This window comes from Brevibacterium aurantiacum, assembly GCF_900169065.1.
GTDB classification, from domain to species: domain Bacteria; phylum Actinomycetota; class Actinomycetes; order Actinomycetales; family Brevibacteriaceae; genus Brevibacterium; species Brevibacterium aurantiacum.
Window position 1 is genome coordinate 140,732 of the sequence record NZ_FXZB01000006.1, and the last position, 25,443, is coordinate 166,174.

At 62.4% G+C, this 25,443-nt stretch carries 24 protein-coding genes; 20 read left to right on the top strand and 4 right to left on the bottom strand.

The window, feature by feature from the left end; all coding sequences use genetic code 11:
- Window positions 1–79 precede the first annotated feature (79 nt).
- From hisB to BAUR9175_RS05850, 7 genes are all read left to right on the top strand, one after another.
- Window positions 80–676 carry an imidazoleglycerol-phosphate dehydratase HisB gene (gene hisB / locus BAUR9175_RS05820; RefSeq protein ID WP_009885065.1) on the top strand — a complete coding sequence of 199 codons (597 nt, stop codon included), beginning with the start codon at window positions 80–82 and terminating at the stop codon, window positions 674–676.
- Window positions 673–1,275: a hypothetical protein gene (locus tag BAUR9175_RS05825; protein WP_096160569.1), complete on the top strand. Its 603-nt coding sequence runs from the start codon at window positions 673–675 to the stop codon at window positions 1,273–1,275. Before hisB ends, BAUR9175_RS05825 begins: the two co-directional genes overlap by 4 nt.
- A complete protein-coding gene (gene hisH, locus BAUR9175_RS05830) occupies window positions 1,272–1,901 on the top strand; it encodes an imidazole glycerol phosphate synthase subunit HisH (RefSeq protein ID WP_101583203.1) in 630 nt (209 codons plus the stop codon). Before BAUR9175_RS05825 ends, hisH begins: the two co-directional genes overlap by 4 nt.
- A 76-nt stretch (window positions 1,902–1,977) precedes the next feature.
- Complete coding sequence (gene priA / locus BAUR9175_RS05835) at window positions 1,978–2,715, top strand: bifunctional 1-(5-phosphoribosyl)-5-((5-phosphoribosylamino)methylideneamino)imidazole-4-carboxamide isomerase/phosphoribosylanthranilate isomerase PriA (protein WP_009885062.1); 738 nt, start codon at window positions 1,978–1,980, stop codon at window positions 2,713–2,715.
- Window positions 2,716–2,719: 4 nt separating this feature from the next.
- Complete coding sequence (locus BAUR9175_RS05840; protein ID WP_009885061.1) at window positions 2,720–3,484, top strand: SseB family protein; 765 nt, start codon at window positions 2,720–2,722, stop codon at window positions 3,482–3,484.
- Window positions 3,485–3,580: 96 nt separating this feature from the next.
- A complete protein-coding gene (locus BAUR9175_RS05845) occupies window positions 3,581–4,927 on the top strand; it encodes a M20 family metallopeptidase (RefSeq protein WP_101583205.1) in 1,347 nt (448 codons plus the stop codon).
- A gap of 47 nt (window positions 4,928–4,974) precedes the next feature.
- The gene (locus BAUR9175_RS05850) at window positions 4,975–6,612 is read left to right on the top strand and encodes an AbgT family transporter (protein ID WP_009885059.1); all 1,638 of its coding nucleotides are present in this window, start codon (window positions 4,975–4,977) and stop codon (window positions 6,610–6,612) included.
- Window positions 6,613–6,676: 64 nt separating this feature from the next.
- Here the strand turns inward: BAUR9175_RS05850 and BAUR9175_RS05855 are convergent, their stop codons facing one another.
- Window positions 6,677–7,636 (bottom strand): NmrA family NAD(P)-binding protein, encoded by a 960-nt coding sequence (locus tag BAUR9175_RS05855; RefSeq protein WP_180959208.1) that lies wholly within the window; start codon window positions 7,634–7,636, stop codon window positions 6,677–6,679.
- Window positions 7,637–7,794: 158 nt separating this feature from the next.
- Between BAUR9175_RS05855 and BAUR9175_RS05860 the strand changes: the two genes are divergently transcribed.
- Window positions 7,795–8,448, top strand: a complete 654-nt coding sequence (locus BAUR9175_RS05860; protein ID WP_009885057.1) for a TetR/AcrR family transcriptional regulator — start codon at window positions 7,795–7,797, stop codon at window positions 8,446–8,448.
- 49 nt (window positions 8,449–8,497) lie between these two features.
- Here the strand turns inward: BAUR9175_RS05860 and BAUR9175_RS05865 are convergent, their stop codons facing one another.
- Together BAUR9175_RS05865 and BAUR9175_RS05870 are read right to left on the bottom strand one after the other, a co-directional pair.
- Complete coding sequence (locus tag BAUR9175_RS05865; RefSeq protein ID WP_180959209.1) at window positions 8,498–11,896, bottom strand: DEAD/DEAH box helicase; 3,399 nt, start codon at window positions 11,894–11,896, stop codon at window positions 8,498–8,500.
- Window positions 11,897–12,044: 148 nt separating this feature from the next.
- Complete coding sequence (locus BAUR9175_RS05870; RefSeq protein WP_009885055.1) at window positions 12,045–12,416, bottom strand: DUF1844 domain-containing protein; 372 nt, start codon at window positions 12,414–12,416, stop codon at window positions 12,045–12,047.
- Between the two features lie 271 nt (window positions 12,417–12,687).
- Between BAUR9175_RS05870 and infC the strand changes: the two genes are divergently transcribed.
- From infC to BAUR9175_RS05910, 7 genes are all read left to right on the top strand, one after another.
- A complete protein-coding gene (infC, locus tag BAUR9175_RS05875) occupies window positions 12,688–13,368 on the top strand; it encodes a translation initiation factor IF-3 (protein ID WP_081448649.1) in 681 nt (226 codons plus the stop codon).
- Window positions 13,369–13,466: 98 nt separating this feature from the next.
- On the top strand, window positions 13,467–13,673 hold the full coding sequence (rpmI, locus tag BAUR9175_RS05880; RefSeq protein ID WP_009885053.1) for a 50S ribosomal protein L35: 207 nt from the start codon (window positions 13,467–13,469) through the stop codon (window positions 13,671–13,673).
- Between the two features lie 102 nt (window positions 13,674–13,775).
- Window positions 13,776–14,165 carry a 50S ribosomal protein L20 gene (gene rplT, locus BAUR9175_RS05885; protein ID WP_009885052.1) on the top strand — a complete coding sequence of 130 codons (390 nt, stop codon included), beginning with the start codon at window positions 13,776–13,778 and terminating at the stop codon, window positions 14,163–14,165.
- Window positions 14,166–14,289: 124 nt separating this feature from the next.
- A complete protein-coding gene (locus BAUR9175_RS05890) occupies window positions 14,290–15,180 on the top strand; it encodes a TrmH family RNA methyltransferase (protein WP_009885051.1) in 891 nt (296 codons plus the stop codon).
- A 515-nt stretch (window positions 15,181–15,695) separates the two neighbouring features.
- A complete protein-coding gene (locus tag BAUR9175_RS05900) occupies window positions 15,696–15,953 on the top strand; it encodes a hypothetical protein (RefSeq protein ID WP_009885049.1) in 258 nt (85 codons plus the stop codon).
- A gap of 55 nt (window positions 15,954–16,008) precedes the next feature.
- Window positions 16,009–16,668 (top strand): pentapeptide repeat-containing protein, encoded by a 660-nt coding sequence (locus BAUR9175_RS05905; RefSeq protein ID WP_035279612.1) that lies wholly within the window; start codon window positions 16,009–16,011, stop codon window positions 16,666–16,668.
- 58 nt (window positions 16,669–16,726) lie between these two features.
- Complete coding sequence (locus BAUR9175_RS05910) at window positions 16,727–17,077, top strand: SdpI family protein (protein WP_009885047.1); 351 nt, start codon at window positions 16,727–16,729, stop codon at window positions 17,075–17,077.
- Window positions 17,078–17,118: 41 nt separating this feature from the next.
- Here BAUR9175_RS05910 and BAUR9175_RS05915 read toward each other — a convergent pair whose 3' ends face one another.
- A complete protein-coding gene (locus BAUR9175_RS05915) occupies window positions 17,119–18,774 on the bottom strand; it encodes an acetolactate synthase large subunit (RefSeq protein WP_101583210.1) in 1,656 nt (551 codons plus the stop codon).
- 234 nt (window positions 18,775–19,008) lie between these two features.
- On the opposite strand from BAUR9175_RS05915, the gene pheS reads away from it, so the two are divergent.
- From pheS to BAUR9175_RS05940, 5 genes are all read left to right on the top strand, one after another.
- A complete protein-coding gene (gene pheS, locus BAUR9175_RS05920; RefSeq protein WP_009884150.1) occupies window positions 19,009–20,052 on the top strand; it encodes a phenylalanine--tRNA ligase subunit alpha in 1,044 nt (347 codons plus the stop codon).
- Between the two features lies 1 nt (window position 20,053).
- Window positions 20,054–22,627: a phenylalanine--tRNA ligase subunit beta gene (pheT, locus tag BAUR9175_RS05925; protein WP_101583211.1), complete on the top strand. Its 2,574-nt coding sequence runs from the start codon at window positions 20,054–20,056 to the stop codon at window positions 22,625–22,627.
- Window positions 22,628–22,805: 178 nt separating this feature from the next.
- On the top strand, window positions 22,806–23,687 hold the full coding sequence (locus BAUR9175_RS05930) for an SDR family oxidoreductase (RefSeq protein ID WP_009884148.1): 882 nt from the start codon (window positions 22,806–22,808) through the stop codon (window positions 23,685–23,687).
- Between the two features lies 1 nt (window position 23,688).
- Window positions 23,689–24,063 (top strand): glutamine amidotransferase-related protein, encoded by a 375-nt coding sequence (locus BAUR9175_RS05935; protein ID WP_240520318.1) that lies wholly within the window; start codon window positions 23,689–23,691, stop codon window positions 24,061–24,063.
- A 173-nt stretch (window positions 24,064–24,236) separates the two neighbouring features.
- Complete coding sequence (locus BAUR9175_RS05940; protein ID WP_101583212.1) at window positions 24,237–25,064, top strand: hypothetical protein; 828 nt, start codon at window positions 24,237–24,239, stop codon at window positions 25,062–25,064.
- The last annotated feature ends 379 nt before the right edge of the window (window positions 25,065–25,443 follow it).

Below are 25,443 nucleotides of genomic sequence, written 5' to 3' on the forward strand. Positions count from 1 at the left end.
CACCCCGACATACCGCTTCGCTTGAGTCAGAGGACAATGGTCTTCAGACGGCACTTACCCTTCCTACGAAAGGCCATCCATGAGGCAGGCACAACGCTCCCGTACGACCTCGGAATCCTCGGTCAACGTTTCCATCAACCTCGACGGAACCGGTCAGTCCGACATTTCGACGAGTGTTCCCTTCTTCGACCACATGCTCACGGCGCTGTCGAAGCACTCACTCATCGACATGGAGATCAAGGCCGACGGCGATACACACATCGACGTCCACCACACGGTTGAGGACACCTCCATCGTCCTGGGCCAGGCACTGCTCGAAGCTCTGGGCGACAAGTCCGGCATCCGCCGCTACGGTCTGGCCGCCGTGCCGTTGGATGAGGCTCTGGCTCGCTGCGTCGTCGATGTGGCCGGCCGACCTTACTTCGTGCACGAAGGTGAGCCCGAAGGCCAGCAGTACCACCTCATCGGCGGTCACTTCACCGGGTCGATGACCTCACACTCGCTTGAGTCGATCGCCTTCCACGCCGGCCTCACCGTGCACCTCGACCTGCTGCGCGGCCGGGATCCGCACCACATCGCCGAAGCAGAGTTCAAGGCCTTCGCCCGTGCTCTGCGTGAGGCAGTCGAACCCGATGAGCGCAACAACTCGGTACCCAGCACCAAGGGAGTCTTGTGAGCACCACCGTCGTCGTGACCCCGTTCGGCGTAGCCGAGCAGCTGGCCGCTGCCTGCGTGCTGTCGAACATCAAGGGAACCATCGTTCCCATCGGAGACTTCACCGGAATCGTCCTGGCCGACACCGATGTGCAGGCGGGCAACGAGGCGGCCGCAGCGATCTCCAAACTCTCGGGCAAACACGAGGTTCTCCTCCTTGCCCGCAGCGAAGAGCAGATCGATGCCGGTCATTTCCGCCACGGTGCCCGCGAATCGGATGTGCCGGCAGGGCTGGCGCTGAAGAACCTTCCAGACGTCCTCGAGCAGCTCCTGCTCGAAATCAAGTCGGCCGACGAGGTGGAGGGCAACATCCCCACCTCCTCCATGACGAAGCTGCAGGCCAGCGCCGCCACAATGTCTCCTGGCCGGGCCGCCGTGGCCCGAACTGCACTGCTGTGGATCGTCGTGGCAGTACTCGCCGGACTCATCACTGCCTTCGGCATCACCATTGGGCTCACCGGGAACACGATGGCCTGGGTCGTCGCCGTCTTCGGCGCGATCGTCCTCGGCTTCTCCCTGTGGAGGATCTACAGCGTCCTGACCAAGGGAGCAAAGCAATGAGCACGGTCGCTGTCCTTGACTACGGGGCAGGAAACGTCCGTTCAGCCGTACGCGCGGTGGAAGCAGCCGGCGCCGAGGTCGTTCTCACAGCTGACCGGTCCGCCATCGATGCCGCCGACGGTCTGCTCGTCCCCGGCGTCGGTGCCTATTCGGCCGTGATGGCCGGATTGACGCGAATCGGCGGAGGCGAACTGATCCGCTCCTGGCACGAGAGCCAGCGACCTCTGCTCGGCATCTGCGTCGGGCTGCAGGTCTTCTTCGCCAGCGGAGAAGAGCACGGTGTGAAGACCGAAGGCATCGGACTCTGGCCCGGCGCCGTCACCGCGCTCGAGGCTCCGGTCGTTCCCCATATGGGATGGTCGCAGGTCAGCGCGCCGACGTCGTCGCGGATGTTCGACGGTGTGGCCGAGGAACGTTTCTACTTCGTCCACTCCTATGCGGCGACCGAAACCCCGCCGGACACGGTGGTGACCACAGCAACCCATGGCAGCAGCTTCATCGCAGCAGTCGAGGACGGCACCACCTGGGCAGCCCAGTTCCACCCCGAGAAGTCAGCCGACGCAGGTGCACGTCTGCTGCGCAACTGGATCGGCTCCTTCCCAGAAGTGGGCGCGGCCCGCCACTAGGATTGTCCGAACCCTCCAGGTTCATCTGCTCCAACTCGTTCACATCAGTCTCGACAGCCTCTTGAGAAAGGTCACAATGACTCAAACCCCCAACAAGCTCGTCCTCCTTCCCGCCGTTGACGTCGCCGATGGCAAAGCCGTCCGCCTCGTCCAGGGCGAAGCCGGCACGGAGACCGACTACGGTTCACCCATCGACGCAGCCCAGGACTTCGAAAACCGGGGAGCGGAGTGGATCCACCTCGTCGACCTCGACGCCGCATTCGGTCGCGGATCGAACTCAGATCTGCTCAACCAGGTCGTCAAGGCCGTCGGCATCAAGGTCGAACTCTCCGGAGGCATCCGCGACACCGAGAGCCTCGAACGAGCACTCGACACGGGAGCTGAGCGGGTGAACATCGGCACCGCCGCCTTGGAGAACCCGGAATGGACCGCTGATATGATCTCTCGCTTCGGCGATCAGGTCGCCATCGGCCTCGACGTTCGCGGCACCACTCTCGCAGCCCGCGGCTGGACCAAGGACGGGGGAGACCTCTACGAGGTCCTCTCGACACTCGAGAAGGCAGGCTGCGCCCGCTATGTCGTCACCGACGTCCGCAAGGACGGCACGCTGCAGGGACCCAATGTGGAGCTGCTGAAGTCGATGGCGGAGAAGACCGACAAGCCGATCGTGGCATCGGGCGGAGTCTCGAGCCTCGACGATCTGCGCAACCTGCGCGAGCTGGTTCCCTATGGCGTGGACTCGGCGATCGTAGGCAAGGCCCTCTACGCCGGAAAGTTCACCTTGGAAGAAGCCCTCGAAGTCGCTGGAGGCTGAAGAAGTGGCATCGGATACGGGCGATCGCTCGGACTCGGCCGGACAATCATGGTCCGGCCGTGATCTGCGGCCGAACCCGTTCTCAGGCGACTCCGGGCTGGCCGATGCCGGTCTGATCGAAGCACTGAACCAGGTGCGCCAGGAGCCGTTGAACCCGACGCTGCACAGCAAGGTGCTCTCCGCACTGTCGGGGGCCAGGCTGTACGCACCGATCGTTCCGATGGCAGTCGACCAGGAGGTCGGCGAGAACGGACTGATGGTCGACAACTCCTCGGAGATGGCCATGGTTCGGCTGCAGGCCGAAGACGGCCGCGAGTGCACACCCGGTTTCTGCTCGATTCCACCGTTGACTGCGTGGCATCCCGACGCTCGGCCCGTGCCGATCGAATCGGAGCGGCTCGTCCTCGGGGCGATTGAAGCCGATTCGCAGCTCGTTGTCCTCGACCCCGGGGCCGAGACCTCGTTCCTGCTGCGTCGTACCGCAATGTTCGCATTTGCCCAGGGACAGCCCTGGACTCCGTCCTGGGCCGACGCCGAGGTGGGCCAGGCGTTGGTCGCCATCGCCGAGGATTTTCCTTGGCTGGCGCAGATCAGTCTGAGTCCCGGCAGTGCCCGAGTCCATGTCGAGGGGCCCGAGGTCGGCATCCGACTTGGAGTACGCTCTCAAGTCTCCGCCGAGGAGATGAAGCGATTCCAACTAGCTCTGGCCGCCGATGAGACGATCGTGGAGAAGGTGGACTCATTGGCTCTGCAGATCGCCGAGTCGTAGACTCCCGAACCGCAGCGCACCCAATACTTCGGGTCGAGTCCCGAATACAGGGAAAAGGCATGTGCACTTGCCCGAAGTCTCCTATGCTTGATCTCCATGAGTGAGATTCGCGACCTGAGCCAACCGACCGTCCCGAACGCGAGCTATCTCGACCAGATCGCCGCCGAGACTCAAACACGCAGCGAGCGAGCAGGCGAGTGGAGCTCCGAGTTCAGCGGGGCTCCCGAGTCAAGCACGGCAGGCCTCGCCGCAGCTCTCGCAGCAGCAAGATCTGATCTCGACAGGCTGCTGCATACCATCCACAAATTGGCAGAGACCGCGTTCGTCGAATACGAGTCTGTCAGTGCGATCGCCTCGCTGCTGCGCTCACGAGGCGTCGAGGTCGAGACCGGACTTTTCGGTGTCGAGACGAGTCTGCGCGCGACCACGGGAAATGGTGACGGACGCACGATCGCGATCCTCGCCGAATACGACGCACTGCCGGAGATCGGTCATGCCTGCGGGCACAACCTCATCGCCGCCTCCGGAGTCGGAGCATTCCTCGCCCTGCATGCCCTCTGGGAACGGGACCCCAGCGCTGTTCCCGGCAGCGTGGTGCTGCTCGGTACGCCTGCGGAAGAGGGCCACTCGGGCAAAGAGGTCATGGCCCGCGGCGGCGCATTCGAGGGGATCGACGCAGCCATTATGGTTCACGGCTACGGGTACGACTGCGCGGAACAGGTGTGGTTGGGCAGGCGTCTGCTGACCGTCAACTACTCAGGGATCGCCGCCCACGCCTCGGCGCAGCCGTTCATGGGCCGCAACGCACTCGACGCCGCGAACCTCTTCTACCAGGGTCTTGGCCTTATTCGCCAGCAGATGCCGCCGATCTCCCGATTGCACGCCGTCATCGCTGACGGCGGGACCCGGCCCTCGATCATCACGGAAGCCGCCACAGTGCAGTGCTATGTGCGGTCGAAGTTCCCCGAAACGCTCAAGGAGCTGTCCGACAGGGTCGAGGACGCGGCCAAGGGCGCGGCCCTTATGACCGGCACCGGAGTAGAAGTCGACTGGGACGAGCATCCGCCTTCGCTTCCGGTGCGTACGAACTCCGCTCTCACACAGCGCTGGGCCGTGCATGAGGAGACGCAGGGGCGAACACCGCTGCCCGGTGGGGTGCTCGATGAGTCGATTGCAGCGTCGACCGACTTCGGCAATGTCTCCTATCGGATACCGGGCATCCACCCACTCATCAAAACCGCCGACGCCGATGTGGCGCTGCATACCCGCGAGTTCGCGGCAGCCTCGATCACGCCCGCCGCCGAAGCTGCCGCCCATGATGCCGGCTACGGGCTGGCGTGTACTGCTTTGGACTTCCTCGTCGACGATGACCTGGCCTCCGAGGTGGTTGCAGAATTCGAACGCGACGGAGGAGCAGTAGACGTGGAGAACTACTTCAACTAGTCTGGGGAGTCCGCTCGGATCGCGACCAGCGAAGAGAAGGAAGACACATGTCAACGACGACATCAGCGAAAATCGGTATCGGCCAGCGTCTGCTGGACGGGATTGAACGGATAGGCAACAAACTGCCCGAGCCGTTCACCCTCTTTCTCGGACTGTTCCTCATCACAGGAGCAATCTCAACCGGCATGGCTATAGCAGACGTGTCGGTCTCAATTCCCGGCAGCGACGAGACCGTGGCGATCAAGGGACTGTTCACCGGCGAAGGGCTGTCGTGGCTGACGACGACGATGGGCGACAACTACATCGGATTCCCGCCCTTGGCCACCGTACTGCCGATCCTCCTGGCCGTGGGCGTGGCCGAGAAGTCGGGCATGCTCGCCGCGGCTGTGCGAATCGCCTTCGGCAAGAGCCCGCGCTGGCTGCTGCCCTATGCCGTCGGCTTCGTCGGCGTGGTCGGGTCGATCATGGCCGATTCCGCCTTCATCATCATCCCGCCGCTGGCTGCGCTCGTGTTCAAGGCCGCCGGACGACACCCGATGGCCGGCCTCATCGGCGGATTTGCCGCCACCGGCGCCGGGTATTCGACCTCGATCGTGCCGACCAGCCTCGATGCGCTCTTCGCCGGAATCACCACCTCGGTGATGGAGACGTTGCCAGACACTGACTATACGGCCGTCAACCCGGTGTCGAACTACTTCTTCAACATCGTCGCCTCGATCGTGCTGGCGGTTATCGCCGGATTCATCATCGACAAGCTCATCGAACCGAACATGGTTCGCAAAGGCGTTCCGCGCGAATACGCCGATGCCAAGGGTTCGGGCCTGGCCAAGGAATACCAGGCGAAGGACAACCCCTACGGCGAGAACTCCGTGTCTGCCGAAGAGGTCGAGGAATCGCAGAAGGAGGTCAAAGCCGAACTCGAACCCGAGGAGAAGCGGGGCCTGGTGTGGTCCCTGGCTTCGGCACTGCTGCTGACTGCGGTACTGCTCTTCGCAGTGCTCATTCCCGACTCACCCTGGCGCAATGAGGACGGCGGGTTCCTGCCGAAGTCCCCGTTGCTGTCCTCAATTGTCTTCATCGTCTTCGCCTACTTCATGCTCATGGGCGTGGTCTACGGTTTCGTCGTGCGCACCGTGCGGTCGATGAACGATCTCGTGCGTATGATGAGCCAGTCGATCGTCGACATGATGTCCTTCCTCATTCTCGCCTTCATCCTCGGTCAGTTCATCGCGCTGTTCAATTGGACGGGGATCGGTTCCTGGATCGCCGTGGCCGGTGCCTCCGGCCTCGAAGCGATAGGCCTCACCGGCTTCGCAGCGGTCATCGGGTTCATGCTCCTGGCCAGTGTGCTCAACCTCTTCATCGTCTCCGGGTCCTCGATGTGGACGCTCATGGCCGCGGTGTTCGTTCCGCTGTTCGCGCTGCTCGGCTACGAACCGGCCTTCATCCAGGCCGGATTCCGAGTCGGCGACTCGGCGACCCAGGTCATCACCCCACTCAACCCCTACATGATCGTGCTTCTGGGTCTCGTGCGCCGGTATGAGCCCAATGCCGGACTGGGTACCATCATCTCCAGGATGTTCCCGTTCGTCATACCCTTTTGGCTGGCGTGGGCTGCGCTCCTGGCGATCTGGTTCTTCTTCGACCTGCCGCTGGGCCCCGGCAACGGCATCTTCCTCAAATAAGACGGCAGCGAGGGCCTGTTCGTCCGAGCTCGGCGCACGCCACGTCTTCCACGCCGAGGCAGCATCACAGCATCTGTGTGACGCCTTCACGCCAATCTGTGGTGCCCAGATCCTTCGCAAACTCTCCGGTCTCGATCACGCAGGGGGAGTACCAGATCGGGGCGAGCTGGTTGAGTTCGTACATCGACCTCTCGAAGACTCCGGCGACGCGAGTCGTCCAGCGGGGGAGGGACAGTGGCCTCCGCGGTCTCGTTCCCAGATGCTCGTGAGTGAACTCCGCGATCTCGCCGAGTGTCGGATTCGAAGACGGTGCGATGAGCCGGCGATGCGTCCCCGCGGGGACGTCTTCGAGCAGCTGTGCCGCGCGGATCATCGCGGCAGCGAGGTCTTCGATCACGGTGATGCCGTGGGCGACATCGGAGCGTGCGGGCACAATGGCCCGATGCCATTTGGCGATCGGAGTGGTAATGCACATCTTCACCACTGAGGACCACGGCTGTGCGCTTCGGCCGAGCAGGTCTCCTGCAATGATGCTCGCCGAGGTGGCCGGGTGTTCCAGCCTCGCTTCCATGACCTGCTGCCTGATCCGTCCCTTCTCCTCGACCGGGGCAAACGGAGAGGACTCCGTCACCGCGCTGTGGAGGCCAGCGAAGGCGTAGACCGATTCGGGGAAGATGACCGGCATGCCCAGTTCCGCGGCGACATCCATGATCGTCTTCTCCATCTGCGGCAGTACCTGTGCCCACACTCGGCTGTCATAGGGAGCATGAACGCAGGCGAAGATGACTTCGCTGCCAGCGGCGGCCTCGCGCAACTGCTCTGAGTCGGTTGCGTCCGCGCGGATACGGTCGATCCTGGCGTGGTCGGTGTAGGGCGAGTCTGCCGATCCTGAGCCGGCGGCGACAACTGGGACAGCGGCTGGAGCCGAACGGGTTGCAACTGCAACGTGTGCCCCTGCTGCTGTGAGCTGGGAGGCGATTTCGTTGCCGATCTGTCCGTAGCCGATGACGAGTGCAGATTTCATGATGATCATCCTTCGTGATGTCGTGATGTCGTGCGCACCTTTGAGTGCACGGCTTGTGAGAGCACTGCTCTCTGAAATCAGATTAGGCCGATCCGCAATGCAATTCAAGAGCAGTGCTCACTATTGTTATCTTCGCTCTCTCGTTTTAGGGTTGAGGCATGACGAACTCGACTCCGCGCCAGCGGGCCCGGCTGGAAACCGAAGCCCAGATCACCCGGATCGGGAACCGTATGCTCGACGACGATGGGCTCGAGGGAGTCTCACTTCGCGCCATTGCTCGAGAACTCGGAATCGTCTCAAGCGCCATCTACCGATACGTGAAGAACCGCGATGAGCTGCTGACAATACTCATCCGTGACGCGTTCACTGCGATCGCCGACGAGGTCGATGAGGCACTGACACGCGACGAGTCCGTTCTCACGGTCGGTGTGACGATGCTTGCCTGGTCGCGCCGGCATCCCAATCGGTGGGCGCTCATCTACGGCACACCCATCCCGGACTATCAGGCCCCAAGGGATGAGACCGTAGTGCCCGGGACCAGGATCATGGTGACGCTGACGAATCTGTTGGAAAAGTCCTCGGCAGTCCAGACTTCCTCTGAGCTTCCGCCATCTCACGCCTTGGACCCACTGCGTGAAGGGTTGCGGGAACTGGGGTTGGAGCCTGATGATCAGGTGATCGTGCGCTCTGTGACCGTCTGGGCGGCGCTGGTCGGCCTCATCAATGCACTGCGCTTCGGGCAGTTCGGCCCTGGAGTCGAACTCGTCGAGGATGAGCTTATGCGCGGAGTCGTATCGTCTCTCGGGCACTGAGCCAGCAAACGGCACCGAGCTGGCGTGAGCGGCCGCTACGAGGAGCCCTTCACCCGTCAAGAAGTCCGCGGATGTCCTCACTCGTGATTGTCGAGGAGAAGCCCTCGCCCTCATTGACCAGGGAGTCGAAGAGCTGTGCCTTCCTCTCCTGCAGCGCTAGAACCTTCTCCTCGATGGTCTTCTCAGACACCATCCGATAGACCATGACGTTCTTCGTCTGCCCGATGCGGTGCGCACGATCAACCGCCTGAGCTTCCACCGCCGGATTCCACCAGGGATCAAGCAGGAAAACAAAGTCGGCCTCTGTCAACGTCAGCCCGAATCCGCCGGCTTTGAGGCTGATCAGGAAGACCGGTGCCTCCCCAGCTCTGAAATCATCGATGACCGCACCTCGGTTCCGGGTGGAGCCGTCTAAGTAGCAGTAGTTGATGTTGCGATGATCGAGCTGTTCGCCGACCCGTGACAGGAACGAGGTGAATTGGCTGAAGATGATGGTGCGGTGCCCCTCGGCGATGATGTCGTCGAGGTGGGAGAAGAGTGCGCTGAGTTTGCTCGATCCGATCGCTTCGTACTTCTCATCGATGAGATAGGGGTCGATGGCCAACATCCGCAGCAGTGTCAGTGACCGGAAGATGGCGAAGCGGTTGCGATCCATGTCGTTGATGAGGCCGAGGAGCTTCTTCCTCTCCTTCTGCAGGACCGTGTTGTAGAGATCCCGGTGCTTGGAGCTGAGTTCGACGCTGAGGACCTGTTCCTGCTTCGGCGGCAGGTCGGCCGCGACCAGTTCCTTGTTCCGCCGTTTCATGAACGGTCTGATCCGCCGCCGCAGCAGCGCCATGCCCTCCGGACTTTCGCCCGATTCGATGGGTAAGACGATCTCGCGACGGAACTTCTCGATGCCCGGCAGCAGTCCCGGTGAGGTGATCGAGTACAGCGACCACAGGTCGGTCAGCGAGTTCTCCATCGGTGTGCCCGTGATGGCCAGGCGGAATCGCGCCTGGATTCCCTTCGCCGCAGTGTGGACCTTGGCCGTCCGGTTCTTGACGAACTGCGCCTCGTCGAGGACGAAGGTGTCCCATTGGATCGATCGGAAGGCCTGTGCGTCGAGGCGCAGAATCGCATAGGAGGTGATGACGAGGTCGGCATCCTCGATCTCCAAGGCCAAGGCGGTCTTCCGCTTCTTCTCTGTGGCCGAGATAGTGGTGACTCGCAGACCAGGTGCGAACTTCTCGGCCTCCGCACGCCACGTCGACATCACCGATGTGGGTGCGACGACGAGAATGGGGGAGGCATTCGCCGTCGTGTTCTTGATATGAGTGAACAGGCTAAGTGCCTGCAGAGTTTTACCCAAACCCATATCGTCGGCCAGGATGCCGCCGAGTCCGCTGGACCACAGTGCGGCCAGCCAGCTGAACCCTTCCTGTTGGTAGGGCCGCAGTGTGGCCTCGATTCCCTCCGGCACGTCGAGAGACGGAATCTCGCCGAGGTGGCTGAGCGCTTCGACCGAACGTCGCCATGAGGCCGCCGCTGTGGAGTCGTCGACGAGTTCGTCGAATTCGGCCCACAGATCCATGTGATAGCGCGAGAGGCGAGGTGAGTCCGGCTGCCAATCCGCAATGACATCCGATTCAGCGAGCATGCGACGAAACTTGTCGAAGAAGGGCCCGTCGAGGGAGAAGTACGCGCCATCGGGCAGGACTATCATCTCTGCCCCCTGTGCGAGGGCGACGAACAGGTCGGCGAAGCGAACCTTCTGTCCGGCAATCATGATGTGGAAGCGAATGTCGAACCAGTCGCTGTCTTCGGCCTCGTCGGTCGACATCGACACCAACGGTGCTTCGGTGACTTCCCGATAGTCCGGGCGATCGCCGACCTCATGGACCTCGAGATGGTCGATGTCGCTCAGGGTGGGCAGGAGCTTGTCGACGAAGACAGCCGTCTGCAGACCGTCGAGGTCCACGGTGCCTGCATGACCCAACGCACTGGGGAGGGTCAGTGGGACTGGGATTGCCGCAACCGTGGAGCTGAGATTCGCGAGCACGGTGTCTTCGTGTTCAAGGCTGCGGTCGCGGTCTGGTGCTGAACCTCGGCGGATCGGGAACGTATGAGTCGGGTGATGGTAGTGCCACTCCCACGTCAGATGTGCACCATGATCTCCGTAGGTGACGGTGAGCGCGAGGTCGGGAGGGACGAGCACGGGCAGGGTCACCGAATCGTCAGAGGAGATGACGGTGGTGGCATAGGCGAGCTTGGGATAGAAGCCTGTGAAGAAGTCATCCATCTGGTCCTTCGAGATGGTGACCGGTTCCCAACGACGCAGCATCTCAACGACCGCATGGTCGGTGGTCTTCTCTGCAGGTGCCAGGACGAGGGCGAGTCCTGCCGCGGTCGAGATTCCGTAGAAGCCATGATCGTCGATCGGCCCGCTGAGCCCTTGGTCGAACGGTTCTTCGTCAACGGTGATCAGGGAGCGAACCTCGAGCCCCTGTGGCGTCGCGACCACATCGCATTCCGTGGTGGCCTCGTCAGCCAGGCGGACCGTGAGCTCGCGGCGGGTGCCGACAAGTTCGATGCCCAAAGTCCTCGCCTGATCGAAGAGATGCCACAGCAAGGGTGAGGCGAACCAGTCAAGGACCACAGTGTCCTCATTGGTCACAAGGCGATTCGAGTTGATGGCAGAGAGCCCGTACAGCTGAGCGAACCATGCCGCCTGACCGCGCGCATAGGCGCGGGTGGTGGAGTTGTTGGCGATGTTGGACCAGGACACGTTGCCCTTGATCCAGTTGCGGCGTGCCCCCTCCATCAGAGGACGCAGAGTGACGACGAGGTCGGTGTAACCGGTCAGCTTCGTGCGCGTGATCGGGTGCACTTCGAAGTTCCCGAAGCGAGTGCGCCGCAGTTCGGAGATCTCGAAGCCGAGCGCAAGCCGCGTCGGTGCAGTCCCAGCCAGGGTGCCGCCGGGGCCAGAGGCCCACACCGATGCATCGACGCGGTCGGAGGAGAAACCGGAGAGGATCGACTTCCAATCCGACTCCGCACGCCGAGGTGACGACGTCCCACTGCGGGAAGCTGTTCTGCTGCGGGCAGTCTGCCAGCTGGGAGGGTCGGGGGAACTGCGTTGGTCCGGGTCGTGCAGTGCCGTCGAACCGAATGGAGCCACCTGCCGAACTGATGCCGCCATGAGCGCAGCCACCACATGTTTGCAGTCTCCGCCCACGGGGCATGTGCACTGCGAGGAGAGCACGGTGAATGATTTCGCCGTGGGACTGTGTCGCTTCAGCCGCACGATGCTGGTGTAATCCTGTGCCGCGCTGCCTGCGACGTCTGCCCGCAGAGTATTGTCCTCGGGGTCCCAACGTGCCTGCCCGACCATGCCCTTGTTGGCGTAGCTGCGTCCGCGCTCGTAGAACGTGGTGCCGAAGTAGTCCTGCAACTCCTTGGCACTCACGTACGGCAATTCTACGGGAGACATAGGACGATGGTCTCACCCGGCACTGACATGACAGAAGCGGCCCCCGACCAGTGGTCGGGAGCCGCAGCGGATATCTTGGGGCCATGGCGCACGACGAAAGAGTCGGCACGCACGGTGGGGTGTCTCAGCGAACAGGGCCTGTGTACTTCTCGCCGGGACCCTGTCCTGGCTCATCCTGAATCGCCGAGGCTTCGCGGAAGGCCAGCTGGAGGCTGCGCAGGCCGTCGCGCAGAGGGCGAGCATGGTGGTCGCCGATGACGGTGGCGGCGCCGGTGACCAGGCCGGCCAGCGCAGTGATGAGCTTGCGTGCCTCGTCCAGGTCCTGCAGCTCTGCTGCGGGAGCCTCGGGGGAGTCTTCGGCCAGTCCGCATTTGACGGCGGCAGCGGACATCAAGTGCACGGCTGCTGATGTGATGACCTCGATGGCTGGTACTTCGGCGATGTCACGCGTGACATCGGCAACCGCCTCGGCGGGTACAGAATTTTCAGAACTCATGGGACTAGCTTGACATATGAACGACGCGTCGATTTCACGTTCGGCCTCGATGTGCGAAGAGTCATGAAGCGTAGTACACTAAGTCGTGGTGCGAAGCGGAGTCTGACTCCCACCTTGATCGTGTAGAGCGATCGGGTCCAATGATCTGATGATCGACAGCCCAGGTGCAAGCCTGAGGCAGAAGATTTCAGATCGAGGTGTATTCACTTGAAGTGCTGCGGTTTCAATACCGTGCTCTGATGTGTGTGCAGGCTCCCTTGGCATGTGGTCAATGGGAGCCTTTTCTATTGCCACGACATCATTTGAGCTAAAAAGGAGTGAACACATCAGCGAGACGCGCATCAATGACCGGATTCGGGTTCCCGAGGTCCGGTTGGTCGGACCCAACGGTGAACAGGTCGGTATCGTTGCCATTCGCAAGGCACTCGACCTCGCTCGCGAGGCAGATCTCGACTTGGTCGAGGTTGCACCGCAGGCGAAGCCTCCCGTCGCCAAACTCATGGACTACGGGAAATTCAAATACGAATCTGCTCAGAAGGCCAGAGAAGCCCGCAAGAACCAGGCGAACACTGCGCTGAAAGAGATCCGCTTCCGTCTCAAGATCGATGAACACGACTACGAGACGAAGAAGGGGCATGTGACCCGCTTCCTGTCCGGTGGCGACAAGGTCAAAGTCATGATCATGTTCCGCGGTCGTGAACAGTCTCGCCCCGAAATGGGCATCAAGCTGCTCAACCGCCTGGCCGAAGATGTGTCGGAACTGGGCACCGTCGAATCCTCACCACGGGTCGACGGACGCAACATGGTGATGGTCATTGCCCCACATAAGTCAAAGTCCGACGCCAAGGCCGAGGCCCGCAAGGCATCATCTGATGCCAAGGGCAACGTCGCCGAGGTGAAGTCCCGACGCGATCGCGTCGCTGCAGAGAAACAAGCAGCGCCCGACGCGTGAGAAGTAAGTACCGATTCGCTGGAGCCTGAACGGTTTCAGCGTGTGAAGTAGTTGCCGGTGGTCGCCACCGACAACGAAATGCAAAGGAGAACGGCTCGATGCCGAAGCAGAAGACGAACAGCAGCGCCAAGAAGCGCATGCGTGTGACGGGTACTGGCAAGATCATGCGTGAAGGCGTGAACAACCAGCACAAGTTCGAGGGCAAGTCCTCGGCCCGTAAGCGTCGCGTTGCGGAGGACCAGGTCCTCACCGGCGGAGATCGCGCCAAAGCCCGCAAGCTTCTGGGCAAGCTCAAGGGCAGGTGAGACCCCCTCGGGTCTCCAATCCCGGGCAGCCACGCACGTGGTTCCCATAGCTTGAACCAGACTCCGGCACCGCCGGCAGAACCAATTTTGAAGGAGTAACACGTGGCACGTGTTAAGAGAGCGGTCAACGCTCACAAGAAGCGCCGGGTCATCCTTGACCGGGCAAGCGGCTACCGTGGACAGCGCTCGCGCCTGTACCGCAAGGCCAAAGAACAGGTCATCCACTCGCTGGTCTACAGCTACCGTGACCGTCGCGCCCGCAAGGGTGACTTCCGTCGCCTGTGGATCCAGCGCATCAACGCCGGTGCTCGCGCCAACGGCATGACGTACAACCGTTTCATCCAGGGCCTCAAGGCCGCTGGCGTCGAGGTTGACCGCCGTATGCTCGCCGAGCTCGCCGTCAACGATTCAGCCACCTTCGCGCACCTGATCAAGGTTGCCAAGGAAGCTCTTCCGGCTGACGTCAACGCAGCGAAGACCGCCGCAGCCTGAGCTGCCGGTCCTCATACTCTCAACGGCCCCGAACTTACTTGGTTCGGGGCCGTTGATTTTGTCCCAGAACCTTTCCTCCGATAGCCAGTAGTCCCTCCAGCAAGAATGCGGGTCAGCGAATTCCATGAAACTTCCAGACGCCATCTCCTCACCGAATTCGAAACGGGTCAAGAACGCGGTCAAGCTGCTCAAGCGCCACAGCCGCAAGACGATGGGCCAGTTCCTCGTCGAGGGACCCCAGGCCGTGCGTGAGGCTCTGGAACGGCATGCAGAGCTGGGCCTTCCCGGCCAGGCGCCCGGCGTTCCGGACTGGGTGGGCTCGAACGCTGATCCGCGCGGCGCGGTCATCGAACTCTTCATCACCGAAGAGGCCGCCGAGGCGCATCCGGAGTTCGTCGAGACCGTCAAGGACTGCGACATCCGCTGGAACATCATCACCGACGAGGTGCTCACCGAGCTGTCCGCAACCGTGAACTCACAGGGCGTCGTCGCCGTCTGCGAACGCATCGACGTCGACCTGACTTCGGTCATTGACAAGGAAGCACAGCTCATCGTCGTCCTCTCCCAGGTCCGCGACCCCGGTAATGCCGGCACGATCATCCGTCTCGCCGATGCCGCAGGGGCCGATGCTGTGGTCCTCACCTCGTCAAGCGTCGACATCTACAACGACAAGACCGTCCGCTCCACAGCCGGTTCCCTGTTCCATGTTCCCGTGGTCACCGGGGTCGGACTCGCCGAGGTGACCGAACTGGCTCGTGCCCGCGGCCTGCAGATACTCGCCGCCGATGCCAACGACCAGTCTCACGACATCCACCATCCCTGGGATAGCGGACTCGACCTGACCGCCCGCACCACCTGGGTCTTCGGCAACGAAGCCTGGGGGATGAGGACAGAAGACCTCGAACTCTGTGACTCCTCGGCGGCTGTTCCGATCTACGGTAAAGCTGAGAGCCTCAACCTGGCGACTGCTGCCAGCGTGTGCATCTACGAGAGTGCTCGCAACCAGCGGATGTGAGTCGCAGGCCTAGCGTTCAACGAATTCTGCTGCCGAACGTGATTCGACTGCGTCCGGCTTGAACCGAGCAAGTGTTCCAGATCAGAGCGACGTCTGCTAGCGTTGAAAGCAAGGTACCTGTCTATTAATGCGTGAGGCGCAGGACGGAGCGAAGCAATGCCTGGCACGAAAATTTGGCCGCAGTCGCTGTCGGAACTGCAAGCGAGGTGCGCGCGGGATGTGCTGAACTCTGTCCTGGTATGCATCGCGATCGCCGCACTGTTCTGGGCCATCAACTTCGGTACCAGCTCTTCGCCCTCGGTCCCGCGCCTGCTCGTCACTGCGACGATGCCAGCTATGATTTTCGGGGACCTTATTCGTTACTTCCGTGGAAAGAGGCGTTTCGACTTCGTACAGCCGTTGCCTGCTGGGGCGTCGCCGGCTTAAGCTCTCTCAGGTGGAAGTCGCTGCAGCAGTTGCGTCGTCTAACTGCCTGCGGTTATTCCACCTATTGACAACGGGGAGAAGTAGGGTTTATGACCACACAGCAACACGAAGGATTCTTCTCGAAGACTGAGTGGAAATTCGTTGGCTTTTTTGCACTCGCGTTCGTTCTCACTCCGGTGTTCTACGGCCTGCCGTTGTTGAGTCCGCTGTTCGCTCTGTCGACCAGTCTCAGGCGCGAGCGGCGAAAAATGATGTGGCTCTGGATCGTTGCATCGATCCTGGTGCTGATGTCAATCGCCCCGTTCATTCTTAAGGCGGCTGGGCTGAGTAACTTCGTCGTCGAATAGTCGACGCAGTGACGACAATAGGGACGTGTCCTACCCAGCCGATACGGTGGACACCATGACGACTGAAGCTCCACGCGCACCGAAGATCACGCTGACGAACTTGACGCCCGGCTACCTCGGCGACATTGGTCCGGAGGAGTTCCTCGAGGGCATGGAGTTGAAGGACCTTGACCTCGCCGAGGTGGATTCCACCCAGGCCACGTACCTGGACTCATCTTTGTCCCGGGTGAACTTCGGTGACGCCGAGTCTCCCGTGAACCTCACCGGTGCACGGTTCTCCGGCAGCAGAATCGAGGACTGCCGGGCCGACACCTGGACTATGCCGCGGGGGAGTCTCGTCCACACCGAGATCTCGGGCACTCGGATCGGTGCAGGGGTGGTTCATGACAGCGTGTGGGAGAAGGTCGTTCTCAGCAACTGTCGGATCTCCTACCTCAACCTGCGCGGAGCCAAACTCACCGACGTCGAATTCCGCGACTGCGTCATCGACGAGATCGACCTCGACCGGGCCAAAGTCAACAGGGTGTCATTTCCCGGTTCGAGCGTCGGAGTGCTGCAGTGCGAGAGCGCGACTTTGGGCAATGTGGATCTGCGGGGTCTGCAGCCGCATAAGATCTCGGGTGTCCACTCGCTGCGGGGTGCCACCATCGATGAGATGCAGATGATGCTCTTCGCCGAACTCTTCGCCAGCGAACTCGGCATCACGGTCGAATGACCGCCGCCGAGGTTGGTGCAGCTGGTCAGGCGAGTCAGGAACGAGAGGAGCAGCGCTGATGTTCTACGCGCCCATGGCGGGTTACCTGATCGTGGCAGCGGTCAGCGTCGTACTGATCGTCGCTGTGCGCAAAAAGGCGATCGGCAGGAACTCTGCGATAGGAATACGCACGCGGCACACGCTGGCCTCCGATGCCGCATGGGAGGCAGGCCAACGAGCAGGCGTGCCCTACCTCTTTGGCATGGCCGTCATCAGTATCGGCCATGCCGTGGCACTGCTGTGCGTTGAACTCTCGAATGCCACGACGGCCGGCCACATACTGGCCCTGCTCGGGTGGGTTCTCATCCTCGTCTGCGCAGTACTTGCCGTCAGAGCGGCAAATGCTGCATCGAGATCAGCCGGCCAGTGAGGCCAATCCGGCCGTTGGCTGACCCGCACCGTTTACCGGCCTTACTGCGCGTCCAGCGCCGCAGCCTCCCGCTGACCCAGTTCGTCGATGAGCACTCGCTCGTTCTCCGAATAGTCCACGGGTACGACCACGAGGTGGACTCCGCCGGCGGCAAAGGCGGACTCGAGGACGTCATGCATGTCGTCGACATTTTCCAGCCGGTGCCCGGTGGCCCCGTAGGACTCGGCATAGGCGACGAACTCCGGATTGCCGAACGTCAGGCCGTAGTCGGGCATGCCGTCCACGGCCTGCTTCCACCGGATCATGCCGTAGGAGCTGTCTTCGAGGACGAGCACCACGAGGTCAAGGCCGAGGCGAACAGCGGTCTCCATCTCCTGGCTGTTCATCATGAACCCGCCGTCACCGACGACTGCCATGACCCGGCGTTCCGGGTAGGTCAGCTTCGCTGCCATGGCAGACGGCAGACCGGCCCCCATGGTGGCAAGTGCATTGTCGAGGAGGAGTGTATTGGCCCGGGTGGTGCGGTAGTTTCGGGCGAACCAGATCTTGTACATGCCGTTGTCGAGGGCGACGACCCCGTCAACGGGCATGACCTTGCGCACCTCGGCGACGATGCGCTGCGGAATGAACCGGTCATCGTTCGACCGTTCTTCGATCTTCTCCAGAATTCCTGCCCGCATCGGCAACAGTGCTCCGGCATTGGGCACGTGTCCGACGAGTTCCACGGCGAGACGGTCGAGGCTGGGCCCGAGGTCACCGATGGTCTCAACCTGCGGGAAGTAGACCTGCTCGACGACGGCTGCCCGGTAGCCGACGTGGACGACGGTCGGCCCGTTCTCATCCATCGTAAACGGTGGCTTCTCGGTCGTATCGTGGCCGATGGTGACGATGACGTCGGCCTTCTCGATTGCGTCGTGGACGTAGTCGCGGCTGGTCAGGGCCGCGGTGCCCATGTACAGGCCGGACGAACCGGACACGGATCCCTTGCCCATCTGAGTGGTGAAATAGGGGATGCGCACCCGGGAGACGAAACGTGAGAGCGCCTCGCTGCAGTCCGAGCGTGAGGCATCGGCGCCGAGCATGAGCAGCGGCCGCTTGGCATTCCGGATCACCTGGGCCGCGGCATCGACGGCGTCATCGCTGGCAGTCGCCCGACCATTCGTGTGCGGTTGGATCAGGTCTGCATGCTCGACAGGCATGGCGGCAATGTCCTCGGGAAGTTCCAGGTGGACCGGGCCCGGCCGTTCGGACCGGGCGACGCGGAAGGCCTCTCTGACCATGGTGGGGACCATGTTCGCCGAGGTGATCTGTCGGCTGTCCTTCGTCAGCGGCTTCATCGTCGCCACAGTATTCACGATCTGGAAGCGCGCCTGCTCGGCCGTGCGGATCCCCTTCTGTCCGGTGATCATGATCACCGGCATCCCGCCGAGGTGGGCGTAGGCCGCACCGGTCGCTAAGTTGAGCGCGCCGGGACCGAGCGTGGTCAGACACACTCCGGGCTTGCCTGTCAGTCGCCCATAGGTTGCGGCCATGAAGGCGGCAGCCTGTTCGTGGCGGGTGAGGACGAATTCGATCGAGGACTGGCGAAGAGAATCGATGAAATCGATGTTCTCCTCACCGGGGATGCCGAAGATGCGTTCGACTCCCTCGTTCTCCAGGGCCTTGACCATGACATCGGAAGCTCGCTGAGTCGTCATGTTTCGACACTACATCTTTTGGAGTGGGGCCTCGATGACTCAGCTCACAGATGTGGGAACGGACCGGGATCCGGTGGAGCCGCCTCGGCGAGGGTGGGAGTCACAGGAGCGGCGGGACACGATCCGGACGAGTGGTCGAGCACAGAATCACAGGCGATAGACTTGAGCGCAGCAGACAAACGGCATTGAAGTACGCAGAAGAAGCAGATTACGCAGATCAGATGAAGGACATTGATGACTGACCAGCTCGACCCATTGGACGAGTCGGCCGTGAATGCGGCCGTTGACGCGGCACTGAGGGCATTCGCGGACGCACGCACGCTCGACGATCTCAAGGCCGCGAAGATCGAGTTCACGGGCGACAAGGCCCCGCTGGCGCTGGCCAACCGAGCCATCGGCGGACTCGACAAGGCCGATAAGGCCGCCGCCGGCAAGATCGTCGGCAAGTCCCGAGGTCAGGTCAAGAAGGCCCTCGACGCCCGTCAGGCCGAACTCGAAGCCGAGCGCGACGCAGCCGTTCTCATCGAAGAGTCCATCGACGTCACTCTGCCCACAGACCGCAACCGCCTCGGCGCTCGCCATCCGCTCAGCCTCATCCAGGAACAGGCTTCCGACTACTTCATCGGCCTCGGCTGGGAAGTTGCCGAAGGCCCCGAGATCGAATCCGAGTGGCTGAACTTCGATTCCCTCAACTTCGGACCCGACCATCCTGCTCGCCAGATGCAGGACACCTTCTTCGTCGACCCTCCTGAGGCCGGCCTCGTGCTGCGCACCCACACGTCCCCTGTTCAGTCCCGCTCACTCCTGCAGCGCGGTGTCCCGCTCTACATCGTGTGCCCGGGCAAGACCTTCCGCACCGATGAACTCGATGCCACCCATACCCCGGTCTTCCACCAGATCGAGGGCATCGCCATCGACAAGGGCCTGACCATGGCCAACCTGCAGGGCACCCTCGACGGCTTCGCCCGTGAGATGTTCGGCCCGGAGTCGAAGACCCGCCTGCGCCCCAGCTTCTTCCCGTTCACCGAACCGAGCGCGGAAATGGACTTCTGGTTCCCCAACAAGGTCGGCGGGCCCGGCTGGATCGAATGGGGCGGCTGCGGCATGGTCCACCCCAATGTGCTCAAGGCAGCGGGCATCGACCCCGAGGTCTACCAGGGCTTCGCCTTCGGCATGGGCATCGAGCGCACCCTGATGCTGCGCGAAGGAATCAACGATATGCATGACATGGTCGAGGGCGACGTGCGCTTCTCGGCTCGTTTCGGAATGAAGGCTTGATATGCGCGTCCCACTGAACTGGCTGGCCGACTATGTCGATCTCCCGGCCGATACGGATCCCCATGCCCTGGCAGCGGAGTTCGCTTCGATCGGACTCGAAGAAGAGGACTTCTTCGGCCCCGAAATCACCGGTCCTCTCGTCGTCGGCCGCGTCCTTGAACTCGTCAAGGAAGAGCACTCGAACGGCAAGACCATCAACTGGTGTCGCGTCGATGTCGGGCCTGAGCACAACGAGGACCTCGACGATCCTAAGGATCCGCAGCCCGGTGAAGAGCGCCCGAGCCGCGGCATCATCTGCGGAGCCCACAACTTCGTCGTGGGTGACCTCATCGTCGCCTGCCTGCCCGGAGCCGTCCTGCCCGGCGACTTCCAGATCGCGGCGCGCAAGACCTATGGCCACAAGTCCGATGGCATGATCTGCTCGGCCAAGGAGCTCGGCCTCGGCGAGGACCACGACGGCATCATCGTCCTGACCGACCTGGGCCTGAGCGGTGAGCCCGGCGACGATGCGATCGCACTCCTGGGCCTCGACCAGGTCACCCTCGACGTCAACGTCACCCCCGATCGCGGCTACCAGCTGTCCATGCGCGGCATCGCCCGCGAGTACGCGCAGATGAAGGGCCAGGCCTTCACCGATATCGGCAGCTCTGCCGTCGCCGAGGTGAACGCCCCCACCGATGACGGGTTCCCTGTCGTCATCGAGGACTCCAACCCCATCAACGATGTTGTCGGATGCGGCCAGTTCACCGCGCTGCAGGTCACCGGCCTCGACCCGCAGGCGACAACCCCGTTCTGGATGCAGCGCCGGCTCACTGCCGCCGGCATGCGCCCTATCAGCCTGACCGTCGACATCACGAACTACGTCATGCTCGAACTCGGCCAGCCTCTGCACGCCTATGACACCTCGCTGCTCGGCGAAGAGATCTTCGTGCGCCGCGCCGAGGCGGGGGAGAAGTTCACGACTCTCGACGACGTTGAACGCACGCTCGATGTCGAGGACCTCCTCATCACCGACCGCGGTGGCACCGGCGGGAAGATCATCGGTCTGGCCGGAGTCATGGGCGGAGCCGATGTCGAGGTCCACCCCGGAACCACCGATGTGGTCATCGAGGCCGCACACTTCGACCCGATTTCGATCGCACGCAGCTCACGTCGGCACCGACTCTCCTCCGAGGCTTCCCGTCGCTTCGAACGCGGAGTCGACCCGAAGCTCGGGCCCGTGGCCGCACGCCGCTGTGCCGATCTGCTCGTCGAACTCGCCGGCGGCACGCTCAGCCCGGCGACCACGCAGGTCGGGCAAGCTCCCGAGCCGACTGTCATCGAACTCCCGGTCGAGCGCGTCGCCTCGCTCGTCGGAGTCCAGTACACAACCGCCGAGGTGACCGGACTGCTCGAAGGCATCGGCGCGACCATCGATGTCATCGGCAAGGACCGTCTGGCCGTGACCGTGCCCAGTTGGCGCACGGACATCACCGACGCTGTCGACCTCATCGAGGAAGTCGCCCGTACCGGCGGCTACGACCGCATCCCATCCATCCAGCCTGCCGCCAGGGCAGGCAAGGGACTGACGGTGGCGCAGAAAGCGCGGCGTCGGATCTCGAACCTGTTGGCCGCCGACGGGTTCACCGAGGTGCTGTCGTACCCGTTCACGAACGACAAGCGGGACGATCAGCTGCGGCTCGAGGCCGATGATGTGCGTCGGAAGCACGTGCGCCTGGCCAACCCGATGTCCGAAGACCTGCCGCTCATGCGCACCAACCTGCTCTCGACGCTGGTCGACCTCGTGGTTCGTAACCAGGGCCGCGGAGCGAAGGACGTTGCGCTGTTCGAGGCGGGACTGGTGTCCACCTCGGCAGGTCTTCCTGAGGGTCCCGGGCCGCGTCACCTGCCCGGATATCACCCCACCGAGGCGGAACTCGATAAGATCTACGCCTCGGTGCCTCATCAGCCCTACCACTACGCGGGCATCATCTCCGGAAACGCCGAGATGCCCGGAGTCTGGGGCAAGGGCCGCAAGGCCGAGGCCACCGACGTCATCGACACCGTGCGCCGGATCGTTGCGGTCAATGGCCTCGAGGTCACCGTCGAGGCCGATCAGATCGCCCCGTGGCATCCGGGCCGTGCGGCGAAGTTTGTCCTCGCCGACGGTCAGGTGCTCGGTCATGCCGGCGAGCTGCACCCGAAGGTGTGCGAGAACCTTGGCCTGCCGGCACGGACGGTCGGATTCGAGATCGATCTTGACGCATTGCTGGCTCAGGAGGATCTGCGTGCCTGGGACGGTGCGCTGTCAACCTATCCGGTGTCGCGTCAGGATGTGGCGCTCATCGTCGATGCGGAACTGCCGACGCAGACTTTGGCCGCGACGCTGCGCGAAGGTGCAGGGGAGGAGCTCGAACTGCTCGAGACTTTTGACCTTTACACCGGGGACCAGCTGCCCGAGGGCAAGAAGTCGCTGGCGTTCCGCCTGACCTTCCGCGCCCCAGATCGCACGCTCAAGGCCGATGAGGCCTCGGCGATGCGTGAGGCGGCAACGAAGTTGGCCGCCGAACGTCACGGCGCCGAAGTCCGCAGCTGAGAACAGTGCGTAACAGTGCCCGGTCGACCGCTAGAGTGGTTCGACCGGGCTCTGTCGTATCTGCTCAGCGCATCGCGGCAGAGCGCACAAGAATGACCGAACACGCGGCCGTGAGCACTTGTCGTTCACATCACGACACCTGACTACCCGCACCAGATCACTACCGAGGAGTTCTGACATGTCCGAGAAGCTGCCTTACGGAACGAACCTGCCCACCGGCGACACCGCATCTGAAGCGACTGCGGTCCCGTCCGAGACGATCGCGCTCATCACCGGCGGCGCCCGCGGAATCGGACGCCACCTGTCGGAGGCGTTCGCGAAAGCCGGGTATGACGTGATCGTCACGGCCACCTCGGCGGAGAAGGCGGAAGCTGCGGCTGAAGAGATCGCTGAGGCGACCGGGGGAGCGGTGACCGGTGTCGGTCTGCGCACTGATGACATCACGGTGGTGAACCAGCTGCGTGACTCTGTCGCTAAACTCGAGAAATCGACGGGGAAGCGTCTGCAGGTGCTCATCAATAATGCCGGGCGCATCGAGTCGACCGAGGGGCCACTGTGGGATGCCGATCCGGAGAGCCTCAAGGGCGTCGTCGACGCGAACGTCACCGGGGTTGCGCTCATGATTAACGTCTTTGCACCCGTATTGATGGCGGGCGCCCAGGCGACCGGCCGTCCCAGCCGCATCATCGACCTCAACTCGGGATCGGGGGCGAAGGGCACGCCGGCGTATGCAGTGTACTCGGCGTCGAAGGCGTCACTGTTCCGTATTGCTGATTCGGTCGTTCACTTCGGCCACGACAAGGGTTTGCGAATCTTCGAGATGGCCCCCGGCGTCGTCGAGACGACCATGACGAAGTCGATGCCTGTCCACGATTTCCGTCAGGGCGACGACTGGACCTCACCCGAGAAGGTCACGGATCTCGCCGTGGCTCTGGCGTCGGGAACGCTGGATGCGTTCACCGGGCGGTATGTTCGCGCCGGTGCGGATTCAGAAGAGTCGTTGCTCGCCGAGGCGGATGGCGGACTGTCGGATGCGAACCGTCGGATGGTGCTTGGCTGAGATGGTTCCGGACGGGCCGTCGGGAGCGACGCGGCCGCTGCGGACTCTGCTCATCGACAATGCCGATTCGTTCACGCTCAATCTCTTTCATCTCCTCGCCGAAGTGAACGGGTGTGCTCCGACGCTCGTGCCCAATGACTGGGCCGAGTTCGAGATCAGCGTGCTCGAGGAGTTCGACAATGTCGTTATCTCGCCTGGGCCAGGAACACCGGAGAGGCCGGCCGATTTCGGAATCTGCGCCGAAGTCATCAAGCACTCGCCGATTCCTGTCCTTGGCGTATGTCTTGGTCACCAAGGGATCGCGCATGTGCACGGGGGAGTTGTGGCACATGCGCCGGAACCTCGGCACGGCCCACGACAGAGTGGTTCTCGGTGAAGAGGCGCCGCTAGTTCAAACGGCGCCTGACGACGGAAACGGTGAGAAAGCGGAGCGACTTCGACTTTGGCGTGAGTGGCTGGAAGCAGTTAGTGTTCCTCCCGGCATGTGAATACTGACAAGTCTGTCTGTGGTTAAGTCTGACAGACTTGTTTGCTTTTTAAGGGAGTTCTGTGACCGAAAGTTCACGGGTTGTCGCAACCACCAGCTACTCTGGTAGCGCGTTCGAACGTGAGTATTCGGTCACGGCGAAACATACTCCTTGGAAGACGACAGTCACGGCGGTCTCTATCGACGATGTCGAGTATCCGATCGGCCGACGGACCACATCAGACGGTGAGGATGCACCCGAAGTGGAGATCCGTGCTTCCGGGTGGTTGATGGCCCGGCTCAAAGTGCGTCGGCGCAGTGCCGACGGATCGATGGAGGCTCAAGAAGAGGTCTATGTGACCAGTGCCGTCGCCGGAGGTGCCGGTGAGGTCGAGGTGCGGAAAGACCTCGATGTTGTGCCGTTGCTGCCCGAGGACGGGAGTCGTTCAGAAGCGCGGGAGCGTCGACGGGCGGCACATCCGGAGAGATACGCCCTGGTCTCAGGGCTGACGATGCTGATCCGCTTGTTGCTTCCGCTGTTAGGCCTGGGCACCTTGTTCGCTTGGCTGTTCGACCCGATCATGCGGTGGATGACAGAAATCGTGTTGCCGTTGTTCGAGCCGTTTACTCAATGGCTGCAAGCAGTTTTCGCCCCGGTGGGCCAGTTCCTCGAGTGGCTGTTCAATCTGCTGTTCGGGTGGATCCCGGACATATCCCTGGGAGTCCCAGACTGGGTGACGACCACGTTCCGCATTGGGATGCTTGTCCTGCTCGCCTATTTCGCCAGTCGCAGCAACCTCAAGCGCCGCCAGAAGAAACTCGAAGAATCGCAGGCGGACAGCACCGGCGAGACAGCACCCGAGAGCGAAGGCGAACAGCGCCAGGATGATCGCCAGCGACAGCAGTCCTAAATCATTCTTTCCACTGCCTTGAGGGTCGCCGCTACGACGAGTAGGCAGATCCCCAGTGACAGGAGTCCGATCCACCACCATTTCAAGTTGCTGAATCTTCCGAGCAGAGTAGTCGCAATAGCACCCACGCTGAACCATGCGATGATGGCCGGGACTCCGAAGAGCAATGCCATGAATTGGATGTTGTCCTGTGGTGTGAGAACGCAGCCGAAACCTAACCCCGCGCATTGGCCGTCCGGAAGCGAATCAGGAGGTCAAGTCCCTTTTCGTGGTGTTCTTCGGTAGTTCCTTTAACTTGGTATTAAGCAGCGGGGTCGGGCTACGAATCACGCGGTCAGCGGCATCACCACCCCGACCGGGTCGACCTCGGTCTGCCCAT

Bases quoted from the DNA above. Each gene is read 5' to 3' on its own strand.
- BAUR9175_RS05930 (WP_009884148.1), top strand. From the start codon at position 22,806: ATGTCCGAGAAGCTGCCTTACGGAACGAACCTGCCCACCGGCGACACC.
- BAUR9175_RS05905 (WP_035279612.1), top strand. From the start codon at position 16,009: ATGACGACTGAAGCTCCACGCGCACCGAAGATCACGCTGACGAACTTG.
- BAUR9175_RS05855 (WP_180959208.1), bottom strand. From the start codon at position 7,636: ATGAAATCTGCACTCGTCATCGGCTACGGACAGATCGGCAACGAAATC.
- pheT (WP_101583211.1), top strand. From the start codon at position 20,054: ATGCGCGTCCCACTGAACTGGCTGGCCGACTATGTCGATCTCCCGGCC.
- hisH (WP_101583203.1), top strand. From the start codon at position 1,272: ATGAGCACGGTCGCTGTCCTTGACTACGGGGCAGGAAACGTCCGTTCA.
- BAUR9175_RS05890 (WP_009885051.1), top strand. From the start codon at position 14,290: ATGAAACTTCCAGACGCCATCTCCTCACCGAATTCGAAACGGGTCAAG.
- BAUR9175_RS05860 (WP_009885057.1), top strand. From the start codon at position 7,795: ATGACGAACTCGACTCCGCGCCAGCGGGCCCGGCTGGAAACCGAAGCC.
- BAUR9175_RS05870 (WP_009885055.1), bottom strand. From the start codon at position 12,416: ATGAGTTCTGAAAATTCTGTACCCGCCGAGGCGGTTGCCGATGTCACG.
- BAUR9175_RS05845 (WP_101583205.1), top strand. From the start codon at position 3,581: ATGAGTGAGATTCGCGACCTGAGCCAACCGACCGTCCCGAACGCGAGC.
- priA (WP_009885062.1), top strand. From the start codon at position 1,978: ATGACTCAAACCCCCAACAAGCTCGTCCTCCTTCCCGCCGTTGACGTC.
- rpmI (WP_009885053.1), top strand. From the start codon at position 13,467: ATGCCGAAGCAGAAGACGAACAGCAGCGCCAAGAAGCGCATGCGTGTG.
- BAUR9175_RS05900 (WP_009885049.1), top strand. From the start codon at position 15,696: ATGACCACACAGCAACACGAAGGATTCTTCTCGAAGACTGAGTGGAAA.
- infC (WP_081448649.1), top strand. From the start codon at position 12,688: ATGGGAGCCTTTTCTATTGCCACGACATCATTTGAGCTAAAAAGGAGT.
- BAUR9175_RS05915 (WP_101583210.1), bottom strand. From the start codon at position 18,774: ATGACGACTCAGCGAGCTTCCGATGTCATGGTCAAGGCCCTGGAGAAC.
- pheS (WP_009884150.1), top strand. From the start codon at position 19,009: ATGACTGACCAGCTCGACCCATTGGACGAGTCGGCCGTGAATGCGGCC.
- BAUR9175_RS05935 (WP_240520318.1), top strand. From the start codon at position 23,689: ATGGTTCCGGACGGGCCGTCGGGAGCGACGCGGCCGCTGCGGACTCTG.
- BAUR9175_RS05910 (WP_009885047.1), top strand. From the start codon at position 16,727: ATGTTCTACGCGCCCATGGCGGGTTACCTGATCGTGGCAGCGGTCAGC.
- BAUR9175_RS05850 (WP_009885059.1), top strand. From the start codon at position 4,975: ATGTCAACGACGACATCAGCGAAAATCGGTATCGGCCAGCGTCTGCTG.
- hisB (WP_009885065.1), top strand. From the start codon at position 80: ATGAGGCAGGCACAACGCTCCCGTACGACCTCGGAATCCTCGGTCAAC.